General features: G+C 65.1%; 17 protein-coding genes and 2 pseudogenes. 10 read left to right on the forward strand and 9 right to left on the reverse strand.

Translation table 11 applies throughout. The annotated features are described in order from the left end of the window. From AB0B25_RS29255 to AB0B25_RS29275, 5 genes and pseudogenes are all read right to left on the reverse strand, one after another. The coding region (locus AB0B25_RS29255) for an AAA family ATPase (RefSeq protein ID WP_357186199.1) at positions 1-1,250 on the reverse strand (1,250 nt) is incomplete at its 3' end. 449 nt (positions 1,251-1,699) lie between these two features. After that, positions 1,700-1,930, reverse strand: a complete 231-nt coding sequence (locus AB0B25_RS29260; protein ID WP_357186202.1) for a hypothetical protein — start codon at positions 1,928-1,930, stop codon at positions 1,700-1,702. 605 nt (positions 1,931-2,535) lie between these two features. Then, complete coding sequence (locus AB0B25_RS29265; RefSeq protein WP_357186205.1) at positions 2,536-3,675, reverse strand: fatty acid desaturase; 1,140 nt, start codon at positions 3,673-3,675, stop codon at positions 2,536-2,538. Positions 3,676-3,865: 190 nt separating this feature from the next. Further along, positions 3,866-4,171: pseudogene (locus tag AB0B25_RS29270) on the reverse strand (iron-containing redox enzyme family protein); the annotation flags it as partial. A 462-nt stretch (positions 4,172-4,633) separates the two neighbouring features. Then, positions 4,634-5,137 (reverse strand): SPW repeat protein, encoded by a 504-nt coding sequence (locus AB0B25_RS29275; RefSeq protein WP_357186208.1) that lies wholly within the window; start codon positions 5,135-5,137, stop codon positions 4,634-4,636. 124 nt (positions 5,138-5,261) lie between these two features. Between AB0B25_RS29275 and AB0B25_RS29280 the strand changes: the two genes are divergently transcribed. From AB0B25_RS29280 to AB0B25_RS29295, 4 genes and pseudogenes are all read left to right on the forward strand, one after another. Further along, the gene (locus AB0B25_RS29280) at positions 5,262-5,708 is read left to right on the forward strand and encodes a MarR family transcriptional regulator (protein ID WP_357186211.1); all 447 of its coding nucleotides are present in this window, start codon (positions 5,262-5,264) and stop codon (positions 5,706-5,708) included. Positions 5,709-6,121: 413 nt separating this feature from the next. After that, positions 6,122-6,544, forward strand: a pseudogene (locus AB0B25_RS29285) (manganese catalase family protein); the annotation flags it as partial. 57 nt (positions 6,545-6,601) lie between these two features. Further along, positions 6,602-7,186, forward strand: a complete 585-nt coding sequence (locus AB0B25_RS29290) for a hypothetical protein (RefSeq protein WP_357186214.1) — start codon at positions 6,602-6,604, stop codon at positions 7,184-7,186. 420 nt (positions 7,187-7,606) lie between these two features. Further along, positions 7,607-7,951, forward strand: coding sequence for a DUF2568 domain-containing protein (locus AB0B25_RS29295; RefSeq protein WP_357186217.1), 345 nt, complete (start codon positions 7,607-7,609; stop codon positions 7,949-7,951). A gap of 207 nt (positions 7,952-8,158) precedes the next feature. Here the strand turns inward: AB0B25_RS29295 and AB0B25_RS29300 are convergent, their stop codons facing one another. Both AB0B25_RS29300 and AB0B25_RS29305 read right to left on the reverse strand, forming a co-directional pair. Beyond that, entirely contained in the window at positions 8,159-8,497 is a 339-nt protein-coding gene (locus tag AB0B25_RS29300) for a cupin domain-containing protein (protein WP_357186220.1), read from the reverse strand. An 85-nt stretch (positions 8,498-8,582) separates the two neighbouring features. Then, entirely contained in the window at positions 8,583-9,377 is a 795-nt protein-coding gene (locus AB0B25_RS29305) for a carbon-nitrogen hydrolase family protein (RefSeq protein ID WP_357186223.1), read from the reverse strand. 34 nt (positions 9,378-9,411) lie between these two features. Between AB0B25_RS29305 and AB0B25_RS29310 the strand changes: the two genes are divergently transcribed. Next, complete coding sequence (locus AB0B25_RS29310; RefSeq protein WP_357186226.1) at positions 9,412-10,050, forward strand: GntR family transcriptional regulator; 639 nt, start codon at positions 9,412-9,414, stop codon at positions 10,048-10,050. On the opposite strand, the gene AB0B25_RS29315 is transcribed toward AB0B25_RS29310, so the two are convergent. After that, complete coding sequence (locus AB0B25_RS29315) at positions 10,022-11,380, reverse strand: MFS transporter (RefSeq protein ID WP_357186229.1); 1,359 nt, start codon at positions 11,378-11,380, stop codon at positions 10,022-10,024. The two genes, AB0B25_RS29310 and AB0B25_RS29315, sit on opposite strands and share 29 nt — an antisense overlap. A gap of 173 nt (positions 11,381-11,553) precedes the next feature. On the opposite strand from AB0B25_RS29315, the gene AB0B25_RS29320 reads away from it, so the two are divergent. After that, positions 11,554-12,237 (forward strand): DUF2848 domain-containing protein, encoded by a 684-nt coding sequence (locus AB0B25_RS29320; protein ID WP_357186232.1) that lies wholly within the window; start codon positions 11,554-11,556, stop codon positions 12,235-12,237. Between the two features lie 268 nt (positions 12,238-12,505). On the opposite strand, the gene AB0B25_RS29325 is transcribed toward AB0B25_RS29320, so the two are convergent. Next, positions 12,506-12,733 carry a hypothetical protein gene (locus AB0B25_RS29325; protein WP_357186235.1) on the reverse strand — a complete coding sequence of 76 codons (228 nt, stop codon included), beginning with the start codon at positions 12,731-12,733 and terminating at the stop codon, positions 12,506-12,508. 685 nt (positions 12,734-13,418) lie between these two features. On the opposite strand from AB0B25_RS29325, the gene AB0B25_RS29330 reads away from it, so the two are divergent. From AB0B25_RS29330 to AB0B25_RS29345, 4 genes are all read left to right on the forward strand, one after another. Further along, positions 13,419-14,171: a GntR family transcriptional regulator gene (locus tag AB0B25_RS29330; RefSeq protein ID WP_357186236.1), complete on the forward strand. Its 753-nt coding sequence runs from the start codon at positions 13,419-13,421 to the stop codon at positions 14,169-14,171. After that, complete coding sequence (locus AB0B25_RS29335; RefSeq protein WP_357186239.1) at positions 14,168-14,911, forward strand: cache domain-containing protein; 744 nt, start codon at positions 14,168-14,170, stop codon at positions 14,909-14,911. The genes AB0B25_RS29330 and AB0B25_RS29335 overlap by 4 nt, the downstream gene beginning before the upstream one ends. Positions 14,912-15,086: 175 nt before the next feature. Then, complete coding sequence (locus AB0B25_RS29340) at positions 15,087-16,211, forward strand: lipase family protein (protein WP_357186242.1); 1,125 nt, start codon at positions 15,087-15,089, stop codon at positions 16,209-16,211. A 242-nt stretch (positions 16,212-16,453) separates the two neighbouring features. Further along, the gene (locus AB0B25_RS29345) at positions 16,454-17,146 is read left to right on the forward strand and encodes a response regulator transcription factor (RefSeq protein WP_357186244.1); all 693 of its coding nucleotides are present in this window, start codon (positions 16,454-16,456) and stop codon (positions 17,144-17,146) included. Positions 17,147-17,278 lie beyond the last annotated feature (132 nt).

Raw genomic sequence — 17,278 nt, forward strand, 5'->3', positions numbered from 1 at the left:
GGCGCGCGGCGGGCCACCCCCTGCCCGGCCTCGGTCAGGATCGCCACGGCATCCTCGTCGCCGACGGTGGCCGAGCGCTCGATGTGATGCGCCCGTGCGCCGAGCGAGGCCCCACGGCGGGCCAGCGCGTGTGCTGCCCGGTGATGGGCGCCGATCCGCCAGCCGGGCATCGCACCGTCGTACACCACGCGCCGCACGATCGGATGTCGGAACCGGAACCACCCTGCCAGGTCGGCCACCCGGATGAGGTCGGCCGCGGCGAGCGCGTCGAGGCATCCCAACACCGAATGCTTGTCGGTACCCGCGATCTCGGCCACCAGATCCAGATCGAATGGATCGCCCGCTACCGCGGCGGCCTGAAGCACCCTGAGCGTATGGCGAGGCAGGACCGCCAGCTCCTGGGCCAACGTTGTGCGTACCGCGGCCGGGATACCGGTCTCATGGTTCCTGCCGGCCCACGCCGCGGGCCGTGGAGCCGCTGGATCGTTGCGGGCCATCCGTGCCAGTTGCTCGAGGTAAAACGGGTTTCCGCCGCTCTCGGCGTGCAATTCGCGCACGAGTGATGAGCCTGGTCGTTGCCCCAGCAGAGCAGCCGCCTCACCGATCGTCAGCGGCGCCAACTCGATTTCACGCAGAAGATGGTCGCGTATCGCTTGCTCGACCGCGCTGAGCAGCAGGCGCGGCGCCTGCCGTGGGCGGTAGCCCAGAGCCAGCACCATGCCGGGCACCGGACGCCGTAGTAGGTGACCGATCAGCTCCACGGAGGCGGGGTCGGCCCAGTGCACGTCATCGAGCGCCACCAACAGTGGACGGTCGCGGACAAGCAGCTCGAACGTGGCTCGTACCGCGCGGTGGAACTCGAATCGCTCCACTTCCAGTCGACTCATGAGCCGGCCACCGAGTCGCGACAGCGACGGCAGTACGGCAGCGAGTTCCGTGACTCTGTTGCGCCCCAAATCCTCGATGATCTCGGTCTCGAGCGCCCGGAATCGCTCGTCGAGGGCTTCGACCACCAAACCGTAGGGAATCTCACGCTCGAATTCGGATCCACGTCCGGCCAACACATCGAAACCTGTAGCAACGCTACGTTCGCACAGCTCACCGAGCATGCGCGTCTTGCCGATCCCCGGTTCGCCCACGACGGCCACTACGCCCACCGACCCCGCCAGACCAGCTGCCAGCACCTGTTGCAAGTTCAGCAGTTCCGGTACCCTGCCTATTAGCTTCGCGCCCGGGAAACTCATCGCCATCGGGGATTTCGAGCGACATCGTAATGCAATGGAATGGCCGCGACCGAGCCTTTCAGCGTTCCTGATATACCGACGCTGGTCCGAAACCCTGTGGCCCGAACCGTGGCACGTCGACATTCCTCATTCTTTGTTGCACCTTACGCTGCGCCGCGCCGGTAGCGCGCACATGGGTGGCGACAATGCGGCGCCGAACGGTACCTCGGCCCGAACCCGCGGCGCTCGGGTAGTCGAAGCCACCCGACTGAGATGTCGACGGCGCCGGCCGAGCACAGGTCGCATCGGCACAGCCGCGCGCCCCGAGTCGTGAACAGCGCTGGAAGGCCGTGATACAAGTCGCCGAGTCGGGTCTCCCGCGAACGCGAATGGTCAGCTTGCGCAATGACCTCGACTGGAAACGCCGGTGGACTTGCCTCTCGCACCGGAGAATCTCTCTCCTGACACGGGCTCGATCAAGGACCGGGCTCGCCGAGGCGATGAAAGTCGAGACCGAGTATCTGTTCGACCAGATCGAAAACGGCGTCGACGACTTCGCCACGGTGCCGGACTTCGAAGTCGTCAGAGGCATGGTACTTCTGTCCGATGCTCTCGGTTACCCGGTGGAAGCCGATGGTGCCGTAGGGCCGATGGCAGCCCGCAAAACGCACACTTCTGATGTCGATTCGCCGACCTTCTGCTCCCACGTCTTCCGGGCTTCCTCGCACCGGGTTCTCGCAGTCGACGTTTGGGAGCAGACGCACGTCGAAACTTCGGTGTCAACCGAGCGCCGCCGCCGGGGCGGTGATCGATCTACCGATCGCCGATTCTGTCGACAAGTACTGAGAACATCAATAGATCCGAGAAAATCTTCATGATCGTCATCATCGGGCTCGTCATCCTCATCGTCACCGTGCTCATCGGCGTCGCGGGATTATTCGCTAACGCGGCTGAGGTCCCAGCATGCCGACCCAGTCCTTCGACGCCCGGCTCGGACCATTGTGCTCGACCTTTCCGTCGGCGACCCTGAACGCCTCCCGGGGCGGATTGGCAGATCTATGCCGGTGTAGCGACTACGCGAGTTCCGTCGGCATGGAAGGTGTACTGGACGATGGTGGGAGGTCGATGCGAGCGAAGCGGGCGGTTCGGAACGCTTTTGTCGCATTTCGCTGGTATCGGTGTCGTGTCCTCCGACAATCCGGCGTCGGCTGGCGGCAGGATGCGTCGGGGATCAGGAGTGGCAGTAGGGCGACGACAGGTAACTGATGGACGGTGCCCCGGTCGGGACAGGGTGGCGTTATGGATGCGACCGTTACCTCAATCCGATGGCCCGCAGACTTTGCTTTGGATGCCGTATAGCTGCGTCGTCCGCGGTGACGGTAAGGAACGAATTCGGAAGCGCTAGTTTGTGGATAGTGCGCAGCGCCAACAGATATTGGCGTGGCAGCGGACCGGTGGTGTAGGGAATGTCATACTTGTCGCACAACGTTCGGACACGCCGGGCGATTTCGGCGTAGCGGTTGCTGGGCAGGTCCGGGAACAGATGGTGTTCGATCTGATAGCACAGATTCCCGCTCAGGAACGCCAGCACCGGTCCCGCATCGAAGTTCGCCGTGCCGAGCATCTGCCGCAGATACCACTGTGCCGTGGTCTCCCGCTCCACCGCCGTGGGCGTGAATTTCTCGGCGCCGTCGGGGAAATGGCCGCAGAAGATCACCACATATGCCCAGAGGTTGCGCAGGACGTTGGCTGCCAGATTCGCTGCGAGCGTGCGACGCCAGCGTAGACCATTCAACGCGGGGGCGAGCACGTAGTCCTTCCCAGCTTGTCGGACGATCTTGCCGATCAGCGCTTCGGCTTGCGATCTTCGCTCTGCGCTGGTTGCCACACGCTGCTGCTCGGAGTACAAACCGTGCAGGGCGATCCCCCACTCGAAGGTGACCGCCAACAGTATGTTCTGTAGCGGCTGTAGCAGAAACCGGGGACGCCACGGCTGGTCTCTGGTCACCCGTATCACACCGAAACCGATGTCCTCGTCAAGATCCAGCACGTTCGTGTACACGTGGTGGCGGACGTTGTGCGAGTACCGCCATTGCGAGGACAGCCCGACCATGTCCCATTCCCATGTGCTGGAACAGATTTCCGGATCGTTCATCCAATCCCATTGGCCGTGGCAGACGTTGTGGCCGATTTCCATGTTCTCGATGGTTTTGGCCGTCGCCAATCCCACGGTGCCGAGCACCCAGCCGACTCTGCTGCGGCTGACCGCGATCGTCAGCCGCGACAGGGCATCGAGTGCGCGTTGAAACGCGATCGTGTGCCGGATGTATCGCGCATCCCGCGCTCCGCGCCGGTTCTCGATCTCCCGGCGAATCTCATCGAGCTCACAGCCGAGCGCCTCGACATCGGCGGGGCTCAGATGTGCGTAGGCCCCGACGTCTGTAATTGCCATTCTGAACCACCCCTCCATGTCTGAATGCATCGTCCGCGTGGACAGGCCGGTGAGACTTCAGCGACGGCGCCTGGACGTGAGAAGCGGAATCAGCGCCAGAGACATCTCTTACTATGCCTACGGCGTGTTCGATGGTGGCGCGCACCTGTTTTTCCACAGGTCTCCCGCTCGCCTACGCGCGCCGCCGAGGCCCGATGAGCGCACCATGTAATGCGCGGTGCAGTCCGAACAGCGACATCATGCTCACCAACACCAGCATCGGCGCCAACACGGCGTGGTAGTGCAGGTAGTTGGAGTTCAATCCGGCACCGTCGAGCAGGTCCGCGAACAACCGAGCGTGCACGCGTTCGCCGCGTCCGCCACCGAATTCGTCGAACTCGACCGCGACCAACGCTCTCTTGGCTCGACCAGGCAGTCGGGGGATCACCCACGCGTACGGGTCGGCTTCCTTGTGGTGATAGATCGGCCGATGCGCAAAGTATTCGCGAACCTGCCACCTCGGCCCTCCTCCCCGCAGGAACTGCCCAACACCCGCGACCTCCTAGGTGCCGGTCGTCGTCATAAGGTGCCGCATCGGCGCCCTCGGAAATCCATACGCACGTTATCGCCGCGTAGGAGATCGGCGAGGACGCCGGACAGATTCCCCCGTGGCTCGGGTAGATGCGGCGCGACCGGATCGGTATCGAAGTCACGGCTATCGAATACCCCAAACTGCCGGGGCAATCAGGCCCACTGCGGCCGATCCGCAGCGTTAGACGTTTCGGTTCGAGGCCGACCGGCCGGGGGCCCGATCCCTGTTCGGGTCCCCCACCAGTCGTGGTCGGATAGCTCAGTGTGCGAGCGACGCTGCGGCGGGGCGGTACCCAGTCTTACTGGTCCTTTTCAGCCGTGTGGACCCCACCGGCCGTGTCGGTCGACGCGATGGCGCGCTCAGCCTGCGGCCGGCACAGACTTCGTTTCAGTGCGCGGAAGTATCCGGCCGAGCTCCGGACGGTCGGTGGGTTCGAGCCGCACCAGTTAGAGGTGCCTCGCCGGCGAGTCGTCCGGTTCTGCTGATCCCGAGGACCATCGAGCCCAGACCCAGCAGCACGGCGATGGCGCCGGCGATCACGTTGTTCCAGATCGTCGATGTGGTATCGACGTCGCCGCTGACGATCCAGGGAGCCAGGATCGTCCAGAGGCCGAGCAGTGGAGCAGCCCACACGATGCCGTGGGTCCGGCCATACACCGAGGCGAACCCGAGAGCCAGCGTCGCGAGGGCGGTCCCGACGATGAGGTTGTTGGCGGTCAAGGTCGAAAACCCGTTGAACCCGACAACCCACGGGGAAATCGCGATGTAGAGACCGGTCAAAAACAGTAGGCCGTTGACCGCTTGGGCGTCCGGTGCCTCTGAGGCGCGCTCGTAATTTTCCCGCAACTCCACGATATCGGGATGCCGACTCATCATGGTTTCACTACTCATGTTCTCCACCACCTTTCAGATGTAGTGGCGAATCGAAGCGCTCGGGCCGGTGCGGCCTACGCGCGGTCACGAGGCCCGGGTGCTCGCCACTCACTTATGTATCATCTCATGATATTATCACTCCATGACACATGGTTCCATGTCATCGCCTGAACCCCTCACCGACCAGGAGTACGCGAGGCTGCTGGCGATTCGAGCGGGGCTTCGTCAGCTCCTGCGTTGGAGTGAGCGCCGGGCAGCCGAAGTGGGACTCACCGACACCCAGCACCAGCTGCTGCTGGCGATCCGAGGGCATTCCGATCCCGGCGGGCCGAGCGTCGGAGAAATCGCCGGATATCTGTGCGCCCGCCACCACAGCGTGGTGCAACTGATCGATCGCACCGAGCAACTCGGCCTCGTCGCCCGCACCCGGGAGCAGGGCAAGGACCGCCGCGTCGTGCGCCTCACACTGACCGACGCGGGCAAGGAAATCCTGGCCTCGCTCAGCGCCGCACATCTGGAAGAACTCCAGCGACTGGCCCCCTTGGTCGGCGCCCTGGACCACCACGCCGCCGTGCCGCAAACGGGATGAGAGTGCCGGTCCGGGACGAACCGGATGAGCCATCAACGGTAGATGTCGACGGAGAGCGCGTCACGGCTGAACGCAACGCCGATAACATCGGGGAAGAAGACATCGCCGCCTTTTGTCGCCATGCCCATCTGGACGGGTAGCCGGTGAGCACCGCCTGCTGCAGATCCTTTAGGTTGCGATCGAGCCGGTCCTGAAGTGCATAATCGGCGTGCCGCTGCGTATGCGGGTGTGGCCGGCGACGCGTGCGAGGGTTTCTGCGTCGCCGACCGGCGGGTGATGGAGCAGGGCAGTGGTCCACCACCGGCAAACTGCCGGGCCTGATGCTGTCAGACCGACAGCCCTCCAGTCTCGCGCGTCCGGTTGAGTCCGGCCGCCGTCGGGTCAGACTGTTGCGGTTTCGTTGCTGAATGCGGATGCTCCGGGATGGCCTCGACGACGATGTGAAGCAGGCCAATCAACACTGCGACTGGATGCCGGTGATCGAGTCCGCCGATGGCCGGGAGCAAGCCATCGCCAGGTGGCCACCGACCCGCTGCCCTCGCTGCACGGTGGCGGACCCGATGTCGGCAACCGCGGGTGTCTCGTGGACTGGTGCGTACGTCGACTCCAATGGTGAGCCGTCGGCGGATCTGCGGAGCAATCTCGCCGCCGAGTCGCGTGCCAAGATCGTCTACGAGTACCTCCAGCAGTTCACCGACGATCCCGGAGTGCCGGACAATCTGTCGTTTTTTGATCTCGCGTGAGGTCGCGCATTTCCGGCAGTTCACCGCGGCACTCACGAGCTTCCGGTCAACTTTCCTCCCCGTGCCCTGTTCGGCGACGACGGGTTTGCTGACGGCCAATAGGCGTGTCGGGCGTGGTCGGGGTGCTCGGGACTGCGAGCATGGGTGCCCGTGTCCAGGGCGAACGAGAACAAGACCGCGCGCCGGCGCGCCAAGCAGTCTCGACGCGGCGCGGATGGGGGTGCTGCGCGGCGGGAGGCGGAGTTCATTGCGGCGATGCGGGCCGACATCTGGCATCGCCGGTATCCGCCGGCCTCGGTCATACAGGCGTTGGAAACGCCGTGCGGGCATCCGATGTCCGAGCCGGATATGCGGGTGTTCGTCGGGTTGGACATCATGCTGCGAGTCCGCGGTTGGACGTTTGTCGGTGAATGCTCCGGTCCGGAAGTACTCACCTTCACCTACGGGCCCTCCGAGGCCGGGCCGGAGTATCTGCAGCGCGGACTGGAACCCATCACGACGATCGCGGTCACTCTGGATCGCTCGCTGCCGACCGACACCGTGGCGGACTGCGAGGTCGAAGTCCTTCTCGTCGGCGTCCAGGCCGGGCAGGGCCGCCTGACCGGCCTGGACGGTCTCACACCGAATCTCGGCGTCATCGAGGCACACACCCCCGGTGACGCGACCCCGGTCCCGTACCCCGTAGGCCGCGCCCGTGCGGCCTACCGTGTGAACGGCGCTGCAGCAGGCAGATAGCTGTGTGACCCGTTTCGACACCTCGCATGGCCTGGTTCAACGCCGAATGGGGTCGGGTTCATTGAATTCGACGGGAACGACCGATCGGCGGTTGACTTTGAGCGAACTTCGATGCGGCCCGAGGCCGAGATTGGAGTTATCGGCTTCTGTTCATCGGAAAGGTGGGAGCTGGTCAGCGCGAACTCCGCGACGGGTCACCCCGTGTCAACGCTACAGCGCTGCCCGATCCGGAAAGCCCACCCGGCGCGGCAGATTCGCTGTGCGCGCGCACTGCACAGCCCGCCGAGGGAACGGCCTGGCCAGAGGGCACGGGTGGTTCCCGCATGAACCCCTTTTGGGGCCCCAGGGTTGACGAAGTCACCTTCGTGCACAATGCTCTCATTGGAGAGCATTGCTCTCGTTATGTAAGGGAGAGCGGGCATGTCAGAAATCTGGAAATGGGCCAATCTGACGTTGGCGTTCGCGATTGAGTTGGTCGCACTCGCGGCGTTGGCGCTGTGGGGCTGGAAGACTGCCGACGAAACTCCGGTGAAGGTTGTGCTGGCCGCCGGTATCCTGCTGCTCGCGGCGGTTGCCTGGGGACTCGTCGCGGCGCCGAACGCAACATTCGACCACCCCCTGCTCGCGGTGGCCACCAAGGTCATGGTGTTCGGCTGCGCCGCGGTCGGACTGTGGGCCGTGCACTATCGAGTGGCTGCGGTGGTCTTCGTCGCCGTCTTGGTTGCCAACCTGCTGGTGATCACGCTCGGGCACCTGACTGCGTGAACCCGCTGCGTGGTGTCGACTAGTTCGACGAATGCGCCGACCCGGGGCGATCGTACCGCCGCGGGCCGGCTTCGTGCATGGGGTGACTGCCGTCGGGTGAGTCCCGCGGGACAGTGCGGCCGGTTTCGGCCGCGCCTGCTCGGTGGTGATCCGACGCGACCTTCAGTGGCAGGTGGCAGCCGAGCTGAGTCCGGTCGGGATGGCGATTCAGCTCAGCGTGTCCGAGGGCGGAGCTTTGAATTCCAGCCATCGGCTATCGCTGACAGCGGTCACGCTGTGCAGGACGCCGGCCGGATGCAGCAATGTCTCGCCCTCGGCCAACTCCACTGGCCGCCCGTCGACGGTGCCGCGGAGGTGGCCGCTGAGCAGATAGATGAAGCTGTCGTGATCGTGCCTATGCTCCGGTGAGCCGACGCCGACCGGGTATTCGATCTCGAACAGCAATCCCTGCCGGGAACGGAGCGGTTGTCGGAATCGGCCGGTGCCGCCGAGGAGGGGGAGTCCCTCCACGGCGGTCAGGGGGCGCCAGTCGGCTCGTTCGGCCATGTGTGTGAATCCTCGCTGTAGGTGGTGGGCGACAGCATGCGAACACGTACTGTCAGGGTCTGGATGAGCCGTGAAGGTCTGTGGCTCAGTACCTTCGGTTGGCCAGTACCGGCAGAACCTTTCGTAGTTCTGCGACCCGAGTCGGGTCGATGTCGACGGTCAACAGTTCGGAATCCGCCCCCAGTGCGTCGAGCAGCGTCCCATCGGGAGCGGCCACACAGCTGTGGCCTACGCCGAGGGGAGCGGTCGCGTAGGCATCGGGAACGATGGCCGGAAGCGCTTGATCGCAGGCGGCGACGTAGGCGGTGGAGTCCAAGGCTCGTGCCCGGGTGAGCAGCTGCCACTGTTCGACCTTGCCAGGGCCGTCGCCCCAGGATGCAGGAACGACGATAAGGTCGGCGCCATCGGCGGCCATAGTCTGGAACAACCCCGGGAAGCGCAGATCATAGCATGTCGCGAAACCGACCGGGGTGCCGGCGATCTCGACCCGCAGCGGCTTTTCGCCAGGGGCGACGGTATCGGATTCGGCGAAGCCGAACGCGTCGTAGCGATGAATCTTGTCGTAGTGAGCGTCGACGCCGCCCCCCGTGACGAGCACTGTGTTGTATACCCGACCTGCGTCGGCGGGAGTGAACATGCCGGCGACCACGGTGAGTCCGGCGCGCTCGGCGATGCCCCGGACCGCATCCGCCCACGGGCCGTCGATGGGCTGTGCGATCTCGCCCAGCGGCTCGCCGAAGCAACGCATCATCGCCTCGGGAAACACGACGAGTTGAGCGCCGGCGTCGGCCGCGCGGGTCGCTGCGGTATCAATGACGGCGAGATTCTCGGCGGGGTCCGGGGTGCTGTTCACCTGGGCGAGTGTGATTCGGGTGAGCATCGGGGGAACCTTCCTGGTGGTGTATACATTTTGTATGCATAACGCGGCTCTATCGGGGCGAGAACGGGCCTACAACTACGTCAAGGATCAGGTGCTGACCTCGCTGCCGGCGACCGGCACATTCCTCAATGAGCAGGAACTGGCCGACCGTATCGGAGTGTCGCGTACGCCGGTCCGCGAAGCCTTGCTGATGTTGCAGGCCGAGGGTCTGGTGGAGATGGTGCCCAAGCGTGGCGCGCACGTCCCCGCGATGAGTGGCCGGCAGATCGCGGAGCTCATGGATCTGCGGGGGGTACTCGAAAGGCACGCGGCCAGTAAGACTTTGATATCCGGTAGCGCTCCGATCGCCGCGATGCGGGAGGCGCTGGCACAGCAGGAGATGCTCGCCGAATCCGCGCAGGCGCGAGAATTCATCGTCTGGGACAGTCGATTTCACCAGATCCTCATCGACGCCGCCGGGAGCGAGCTGTTGTCGGGCACGTATGCCGGACTGCAAGCGCGGCAACTGAGGGTCGGGCTCGCCGCACTGTTCGCCACCGCCAACCGGCAGCGTCACGTGTGCGGCGAGCATCAGGCCATCATCGACGCTCTCGACGGCGGCGACGAAGTTCTGGCGCACGCGAAGATCGACGAGCATCTCGAGATCACGTTGCAGATACTGCTGCGGGCGTGAGTTTTTCGGTCAGTTCAGCGTACTGTTCGTCCTCATCCGGATCGGGGTCGCGACCGAGAACGATTCCGAGCAGGGTGGCGGCGGTCACGACGAGGATGTAGACGGCCAGCGGTACCCAGCTGTCGAACCTGCTGAGCAGTGTCGTGAAGATCAACGGTGCCAGGGCGCCGCCGAATACACCGGCGATGGTGTAGGCCAGCGAGGACCCCGTCGAACGTAGATGGATGGTGAACTGCTCGGTGATGAAGGCCGCCTGCGGTCCGTACATGAACGAATGGAACGTCAGGCCGACGACGATCCCGATGATCAGCAGCAGGCGTGAGCCGCCGTCGATCAGCGGGAAGAACACGACCGTCCACACCAATCCGCCGACTGCCGCAATCGCATAGAGCAGACGCCGGTTGATGCGGTCGGACACCGCACCGGCGAGCGGGATCGTCAGCAACTGGCAGCCCGAGCCGATGAGGATGGCGATCAGGACGGTGCTCCGCTCGAAATGCAGAATTTTGGTGCCGTAGGTGATCGTGAAGACGGTGAACAGCGAGTAGATCACGTCCGGGGCCAGTCGGGACAGGATCGCGGCGAGCAACCTGCGTGGGTGAGTGCGCACAACCTCCGAAATCGGCGCGTCGGGACGATCGCCGGATTCCTGCATGGCCTTGAAGATGGGGGTGTCCTCGAGGCGTAGCCGGATCCAGAGCCCGAATCCCACGAGGAGTGCGGAGGCGAGGAATGCCAACCGCCAACCCCAGCTTTCGAACTGGGACTTGCTCAGCGCTGCGGTGAGCAATGCGAGGGCGCCGTTGGCGAGCAGATTGCCTGCCGGCGGCCCGATCTGCGCAGCCGAGGCCCAGAACCCGCGGCGGCGGGGATCGCCGTATTCGCTGGACAGCAGGACTGCGCCACCCCACTCGCCACCGACCGCGACTCCCTGGGCGAACCGCAGCACCACCAGCGCGATCGGTGCGGCGATGCCGATGGTCGAGTAACCGGGGACGAGCCCGATCGCGAACGTCGTCACGCCGATGAGCAGCAGCGTGATCACGAGAAGTTGCTTACGGCCGAGGATGTCGCCGAGCCGGCCGAAGACGAAACCGCCGACCGGCCGGGCGAGGTAGCCGACCGCGTAGGTGGAGAACGCGAGGATTGTCCCGGTGAGTGGATCTGAGCTCGGGAAGAAGACCTGCGGGAACACCAACGCCGAAGCGGCCGAGTAGACCGCGAAGTCGTACCACTCGAGCGCGGTGCCGGTCAGGCTTGCGGTGAACGCCTTGGCCAAGCCGCTGCGGTGGGCGGGCGATGCGGTGTGCGCCGGGGGATCGGCCAACATGACACTCCTCTTTGTAGCGCCGATCGTGACGGGTGAGCGTGTGTTTCTGGCCACGCCGGCTTTTGTACGAGTCATATACTTGCTGTATACAAGATGAATGCGCAAGTCCTTCGGCGTAAACAGCTGATTACCCGCGAAGGCAGTCCCGATCGACAGCTACAGGAGAATCCCGGATGCCACAGCTCACCTTCGCCCTGCCCGACGGCAGCACCGAGCACGTCGAGGTCACGGCGCTCTACAACGCCGGTTACGCCGGGCGTCGCCAGGACGAAGTTGCCGCGCACATCGCGGAGCTGGCCGAACTCGGTGTGCCCGCACCGCAGACAACACCGACGCTGTACCCGATCGCGCACTACCTCGCGCAGCAGACCGACGAGGTGTTCGTGCAGCATCGGCGAACTTCGGGCGAAGCCGAGTGGGCGTTGGTCATTACCGAGCACGAGGTCCTACTGACCGTGGCGTGCGATCACACCGACCGGGCGCTCGAGACGCATGGCGTGGCGTGGAGCAAGAACGCGGCGCCCGACGTGCTCGGCACCCGGGCGTGGCGGCTGTCGGACGTAGCCGACCATCTCGACGACATCACCCTGCGGGCCTGGGTCGGGCACGGCGAGTCCTCGCAGCTCATTCAGCAGGGCACCCTCGGCGATCTGCTCACGCCCGCGTATTGGCTCGGGGTACTGGCCGACCGCGGTGCGGACAAGCCCGGCACCGTGCTGATCTCGGGCACCATCTCGATGCTGCCCGGTGTCGACCAGTTCGGTGACGCATGGCGGGTCGAAATGACCGATCCGGCCACCGCGGACACCATTTCCTGCTTCTACCGCACTGTGTCGATGCCGGAACCGATCGGCTGATCGCGGGAGCCGGGTGGCGGTAATGGTCGGTTGGGATTCCCGGTACCAGGACCGCTGTGGACACCACGTCCTGTGCCGTGGCGGCTCCGCCGCCGTAGCTGCGCCCAACGGTGCGCCGACGCCGGCGGTCACACGGCGTCAGGCTGCGTGGCGGCAGTCCGAGTCGGGTGGGCTGCGGCCGGCGATGTCGGTCGCCCTGGGTGTCGGTTGCACGATCGAGGCCCGTGATTTGCCGGAATGGAACCTGAGGCATCGATCGGCGTCGAGGTCATGCCAACGCCTGCCTACGGGCCATCAAGGGCTGCGGCGGGATGAGTCTGGTCCAGAATTCGTGGCGGACCGCATCCCACAGCCTTGTCAGTTCCGGAAAGAGTTCTCGCGCCTGCGCGAGATCCGGGTAATTGCCGGGGGTGAATGACACCACCGGTGATGCGTCGGACGTGTTGTCCACGGCGACAATCGCGATCAGGTGATGCTCGACCACGTGCCATGTCACACGCACTCCGTTGACTTCCGTTCGGCGCATTTCATCCATCCTCGATACCTCGTCACCGCGCCCACCTCGTGCATTCGGCGACCACTACCCTTCGGCCATACGTGACTCGCCACCAATTCGGCTGGAGCCCTGCCACCATCCCCGGCTGGAGCCTCGGCACCGTCGAGTTCTCGGCCATGTGGATACCTGCTTCGATCGTGACGCCGATGTCGAAAATCCGGGTGAGGTGGTTCACATTGCCTATAACATAAGACATTAGATTTCATAGTTCAAGGGTTCTCCGATTGTGATCGTGTTAAGTCTCGCTACCGATGAGGCGTTTGCGCCTCCTCATGGCAGTTCGGTGATTCGCGGCAGGTAGACCAGGGAATCGGATGGCTCTCGAGGAGGGGTGGAGCGGGCCCCGGTGGTCTGCGGGTGGTGGCGAGACAGCCTGCGCCACCCCGGCGTGCAGCCTTTGGTTCGGGCGGTGATGCGATCGGACGGGGGTCGGTGCCGTCGGAATCTCGATGTGTCGCCGTGCTCGGAGCGGGCTATTCGACACCTGCGGGTTGATGGATCTTCTCTGTGGTGGCATCGCGCCCCAAGGCGTGGCCCGACCGCCAATACCTATAATGTTAGACTTCATAGTTCAAGTGTTCATGGCTAGAATCTCTGTCACGTCCCCGTCATTCGAGGAGTCGCGTTGTCCCACCAGGAGAGCGTCGGACTGACCGCGCTCGGCGCCGTGCTGTCACCGCTCGAGGGTGGCGGTCCGAAGACCGAGGCCGTGGTACAGCGGCTGTCCGCGGCCATCAGTCTGGGGTTGATGGTCGACGGCCAGCAGTTGCCGAGTGAGACCGATCTCGCCTACCAATTGGGTGTGTCGACCATGACCCTGCGGGAGGCGCTGGCCGTTCTCCGGCAGCTGGGAATCGTGCACACCAGGCGCGGGCGTGGGGGTGGCAGCTTCATCTGTGGTTCGACGAAGGTGCTCGAGACCACTTCGCTAGCGCGTTTGCAGCAGATGAGCATCCAGGAGTTGCGCGATCTGGGGGACGAGCACTTCGCCGTCACCGGGGCGGCTGCCGTGTTCGCCGCGCGCCGCGGGTTGCGGGCCGATATTGCCCGGCTCCGTACCCTCGCCGACAGGCTGAAGGACAGCGCCGACAGTGTCGCGGCGCGCCGGGTCGACAGCCGCTTTCATATCGAGATGGCAGTGTGTGCGCAGTCGACCCGCCTGACCCGCGCCGAGGTCGGTCTGCAGGCCGAGCTCTCCGCCTTGCTCTGGCTGCCGCGGTTGAAACTGGATCCGGCGACCGAGGCGATCGCCCATCGTGACCTGGTCGACGCGATCGAACGGGAGGACGACGCCCGGGCGAGAGAACTGGCAGAATTACATACTGAATCACGCATTCGCCGCCTCGTTGCCCTACGTTTGGAGCTTCGTGATCGATGAGGGATACCGATAATTTTTCAGACCAGGTGACCGTCGAGTCGCTCGTTCATGGCGTCACGGAACTGGCCGACGAGGTATATCTGTCGCTGGCAACCATCGGGACCGCACTGATGACCTTGTGGGATGGTTTCCCGGAAAAGCTGCGGTCGGCGCCACGCGCGACCGACCTGGCCCCGCTACGCGGGACCATTTTCGGCGAACTCGAGCAGAGTGGAAAGCTGCTGAATGGCGCAGGTGTTGTGATGGCCGACGGCGTTCTCGCGGATTGCCCGCGGTACCTCGAATGGTGGCTTCCGAACGCGCAACGCGGACCGCAACGCCTCACATTGGAATTGAATCCGACCAGTGAATACTTTTACGACTACACCGGGATGGACTGGTTTGCTATCCCGCGCGATCAAGGTCGGCGATGGGTACAGGGGCCGCTTCTCGATTACGCATGCACCGATCAGTACGTGTGCACATTCGCGATCCCGGTGACAACTACGTCGGGAACTTTTATCGGAATCGCCGGGGCCGATGTGCCGGTTGCCGCGATCGAGGAGATATTGCTTCCTCGATTCCAGGCATTCGGTCAGCGGGTGGTGCTGGTCAACAGCGAGGGTCGAGTCATCATGGGCACCGACCCCGAGTTCACGACCGGATCGAAGACGAGCCGTATGGACCGTTCTGTTCCGGCGGTGCCGATCGATGCGCTGCCGTGGTCGTTACATCCGCTGGGATCCATCGCAGCCAACTGACGCACGATAGTGTCCGCCGCCGCGCGCCGCAGCCCGAAACCGGACACCACAGCGAGTTGTGGCGCAGGCCCGCGCGGTCGAGAATGCAGGGCGATGCGGCGATCGAACGGTCGAACGGTCGAGCATCCGTCTCGATCCGACATCGAGTCGACGCGAGAACGAGAGGCAGGCCCTTGTGCTGATCCGTCGGGTAGGAATCATCGTCGCGGCGGCGGCGATGTCGGTCATGCCGGTAGGTACCGGCCAGGCCGAGCCGGAGGCACACGTGCCCGGCACGGTCGTGCGCGACGAGGCACTGCCCGAACAACTCTGGGTCGCGGGCACCGCAACGGCGCGTCGTGTGACGTACTGGACCCGTACCTCCGACGACCGGCCGGCGCTGTCCACCGGGGTGGTTTTCACCCCCGCGGGCGTCCCGCCGAGTGGTGGCTGGCCGGTGATGTCCTGGGAACACGGCACGGTCGGTCTCGGCGACGAATGTGCACCCTCGACCGCGGGACGCAGCGAGCGCGACCTGGACTACCTGGCCACCTGGATGAAGCAGGGGTATGCCGTCGTCGCCACCGACTACATCGGCCTGGGCACCCCGGGACCGCATGCCTACCTGGACGGCCGCGCCGAGGCGCACGCGGCGATCGACATGGTGCGCGCCGCGCGCGCCGTAGACGATTCGCTGGCCTCGAAGTGGGTGGCCATCGGCCAGTCGCAGGGCGGCGGCGCGACGGTCTTCACCGCATCGCTGGCCACGGCGTACGCACCGGAACTCGACTATCGCGGAGCGGTCGCTACCGGCCCGGCATCCAATGTCGTCGAGGCGGCTTCGCTCATCGGTCCCGGTATACCCCCTATCGAGTCCGCGCACCTCACCGCTTACATCACCTATGTGATGGTCGGCTTGAAGGCTGCCCGTCCCGACTTCGGTATCGACAGCCACCTCACCCCGCTCGGCAGGCAACTGGCCACTGCCGCGGAGACGCTGTGCTTCCAACAGCTGGCCGACCGTGCGAAGGGAATCTCGGTGGGCCAGCTGTTCTCCCGCCCGCTTTCCGACGGTGATTTCGCCGCCAAGGCGCGCCCGGTGCTGGACGTCCCGCTCACCGGGTACGACCGTCCCTTGTTCATCGGCCAGGGCACCAACGACACCGACGTCCCCGCCCCGCTGACCGCGAAGCTGGTCATCGACCTGGAATTGCACGGCGTCCGGCCCGAGGTCCACGTCTACCCGGGCAAGGACCACAGCGGCACGATGGCCGCGTCCCTGCCCGACAGTGTCCCGTTCGTGGCGCGCCGTTTCGCCTGACTGACGTCGTCTCCAGAGCACGCTCTCCCGCCGAGTGTCCGGATGAGGTGCGCCGGCGCCGGCGCCGGCGTCGCCGCGGGGCCGGCACGACGTTTCGACCTGCTGCCCTGTTGACACTTTCCGCTGGCGTGGTTGTCCCCGACGCCGTCGAAACACCCTGTCCCGGGTGTCGAGCCGAGTGCACACCGGATCTCCACAATTGACGACGGTTCTCTCCACAGCCGGTGGCTAGGGTTCCGGTCATGGAACAGAGCACACCGGTCGCATCGCGTCGGATTCTCGTGGTCGATGACGAAGTGACCATCGCCGAATCCGTGGCGGCGCGACTGCGGGCGGAAGGGTTCACCGTGGACCTCGCACACGACGGCCCCTCGGCGGTCGACGCTGTCGCGGCCAGGAAGCCGGACCTGGTGGTTCTCGACGTCATGCTGCCGGGCTTCGACGGGCTCGAAGTCTGCCGCCGCGTTCAGGCGGTCCGGCCGATTCCCGTGCTCATGCTCACCGCGCGCACCGACGAAACCGACCAGCTCATCGGTCTCGGGGTCGGTGCGGACGACTATCTGACGAAGCCGTTCTCGCTGCGTGTGCTCGCGGCCCGGGTGCATGCGCTGCTGCGTCGGGTGGAACGTGCCGCCGACCGGGATGGCGCGACCATCCTGGTCGGTGACCTACGCATCGATGTCGACCAGCGTCGGGTATGGCGCGCCGAGGTCGAGGCGCAGCTCACCCCGCTCGAATTCGACCTTTTGGCCCGCCTGGCCCGTCGACCGCGTGTGGTTCTCGCGCGTGAGCAGCTGCTCGAAGAAGTCTGGGACTGGGCCGACGCCGCCGGCACGCGCGCGGTCGACAGTCACGTCAAGGCGCTGCGCCGCAAGCTCGGTGCCGACCTGATCCGTACCGTACACGGTGTCGGTTACGCGCTGGAGGCTCGATGAGCACCGAGCGCGCGGGGGCTCGGACCGCTCGTGGTGCGCTGTCCCCGCAGTCCGTCGGAGCGGATGATGAGGCCGGCGAACTGGGCCCTACACCAGGTATCGATCCGGCGAGGTCAGGTGCGCTCCCCGACA

It is taken from the genome of Nocardia sp. NPDC049190 (assembly GCF_040648115.1).
In the GTDB taxonomy this organism is placed as follows: domain Bacteria; phylum Actinomycetota; class Actinomycetes; order Mycobacteriales; family Mycobacteriaceae; genus Nocardia.

What these genes read in the sequence shown, in the direction of transcription:
- AB0B25_RS29300 (WP_357186220.1), bottom strand. Translation starts at nt 8,497, where the DNA reads ATGGCCGAACGAGCCGACTGGCGCCCCCTGACCGCCGTGGAGGGACTC.
- AB0B25_RS29335 (WP_357186239.1), top strand. Translation starts at nt 14,168, where the DNA reads ATGAGGGATACCGATAATTTTTCAGACCAGGTGACCGTCGAGTCGCTC.
- AB0B25_RS29310 (WP_357186226.1), top strand. Translation starts at nt 9,412, where the DNA reads ATGCATAACGCGGCTCTATCGGGGCGAGAACGGGCCTACAACTACGTC.
- AB0B25_RS29315 (WP_357186229.1), bottom strand. Translation starts at nt 11,380, where the DNA reads ATGTTGGCCGATCCCCCGGCGCACACCGCATCGCCCGCCCACCGCAGC.
- AB0B25_RS29345 (WP_357186244.1), top strand. Translation starts at nt 16,454, where the DNA reads ATGGAACAGAGCACACCGGTCGCATCGCGTCGGATTCTCGTGGTCGAT.
- AB0B25_RS29295 (WP_357186217.1), top strand. Translation starts at nt 7,607, where the DNA reads ATGTCAGAAATCTGGAAATGGGCCAATCTGACGTTGGCGTTCGCGATT.
- AB0B25_RS29305 (WP_357186223.1), bottom strand. Translation starts at nt 9,377, where the DNA reads ATGCTCACCCGAATCACACTCGCCCAGGTGAACAGCACCCCGGACCCC.
- AB0B25_RS29265 (WP_357186205.1), bottom strand. Translation starts at nt 3,675, where the DNA reads ATGGCAATTACAGACGTCGGGGCCTACGCACATCTGAGCCCCGCCGAT.
- AB0B25_RS29280 (WP_357186211.1), top strand. Translation starts at nt 5,262, where the DNA reads ATGACACATGGTTCCATGTCATCGCCTGAACCCCTCACCGACCAGGAG.
- AB0B25_RS29320 (WP_357186232.1), top strand. Translation starts at nt 11,554, where the DNA reads ATGCCACAGCTCACCTTCGCCCTGCCCGACGGCAGCACCGAGCACGTC.
- AB0B25_RS29275 (WP_357186208.1), bottom strand. Translation starts at nt 5,137, where the DNA reads ATGAGTAGTGAAACCATGATGAGTCGGCATCCCGATATCGTGGAGTTG.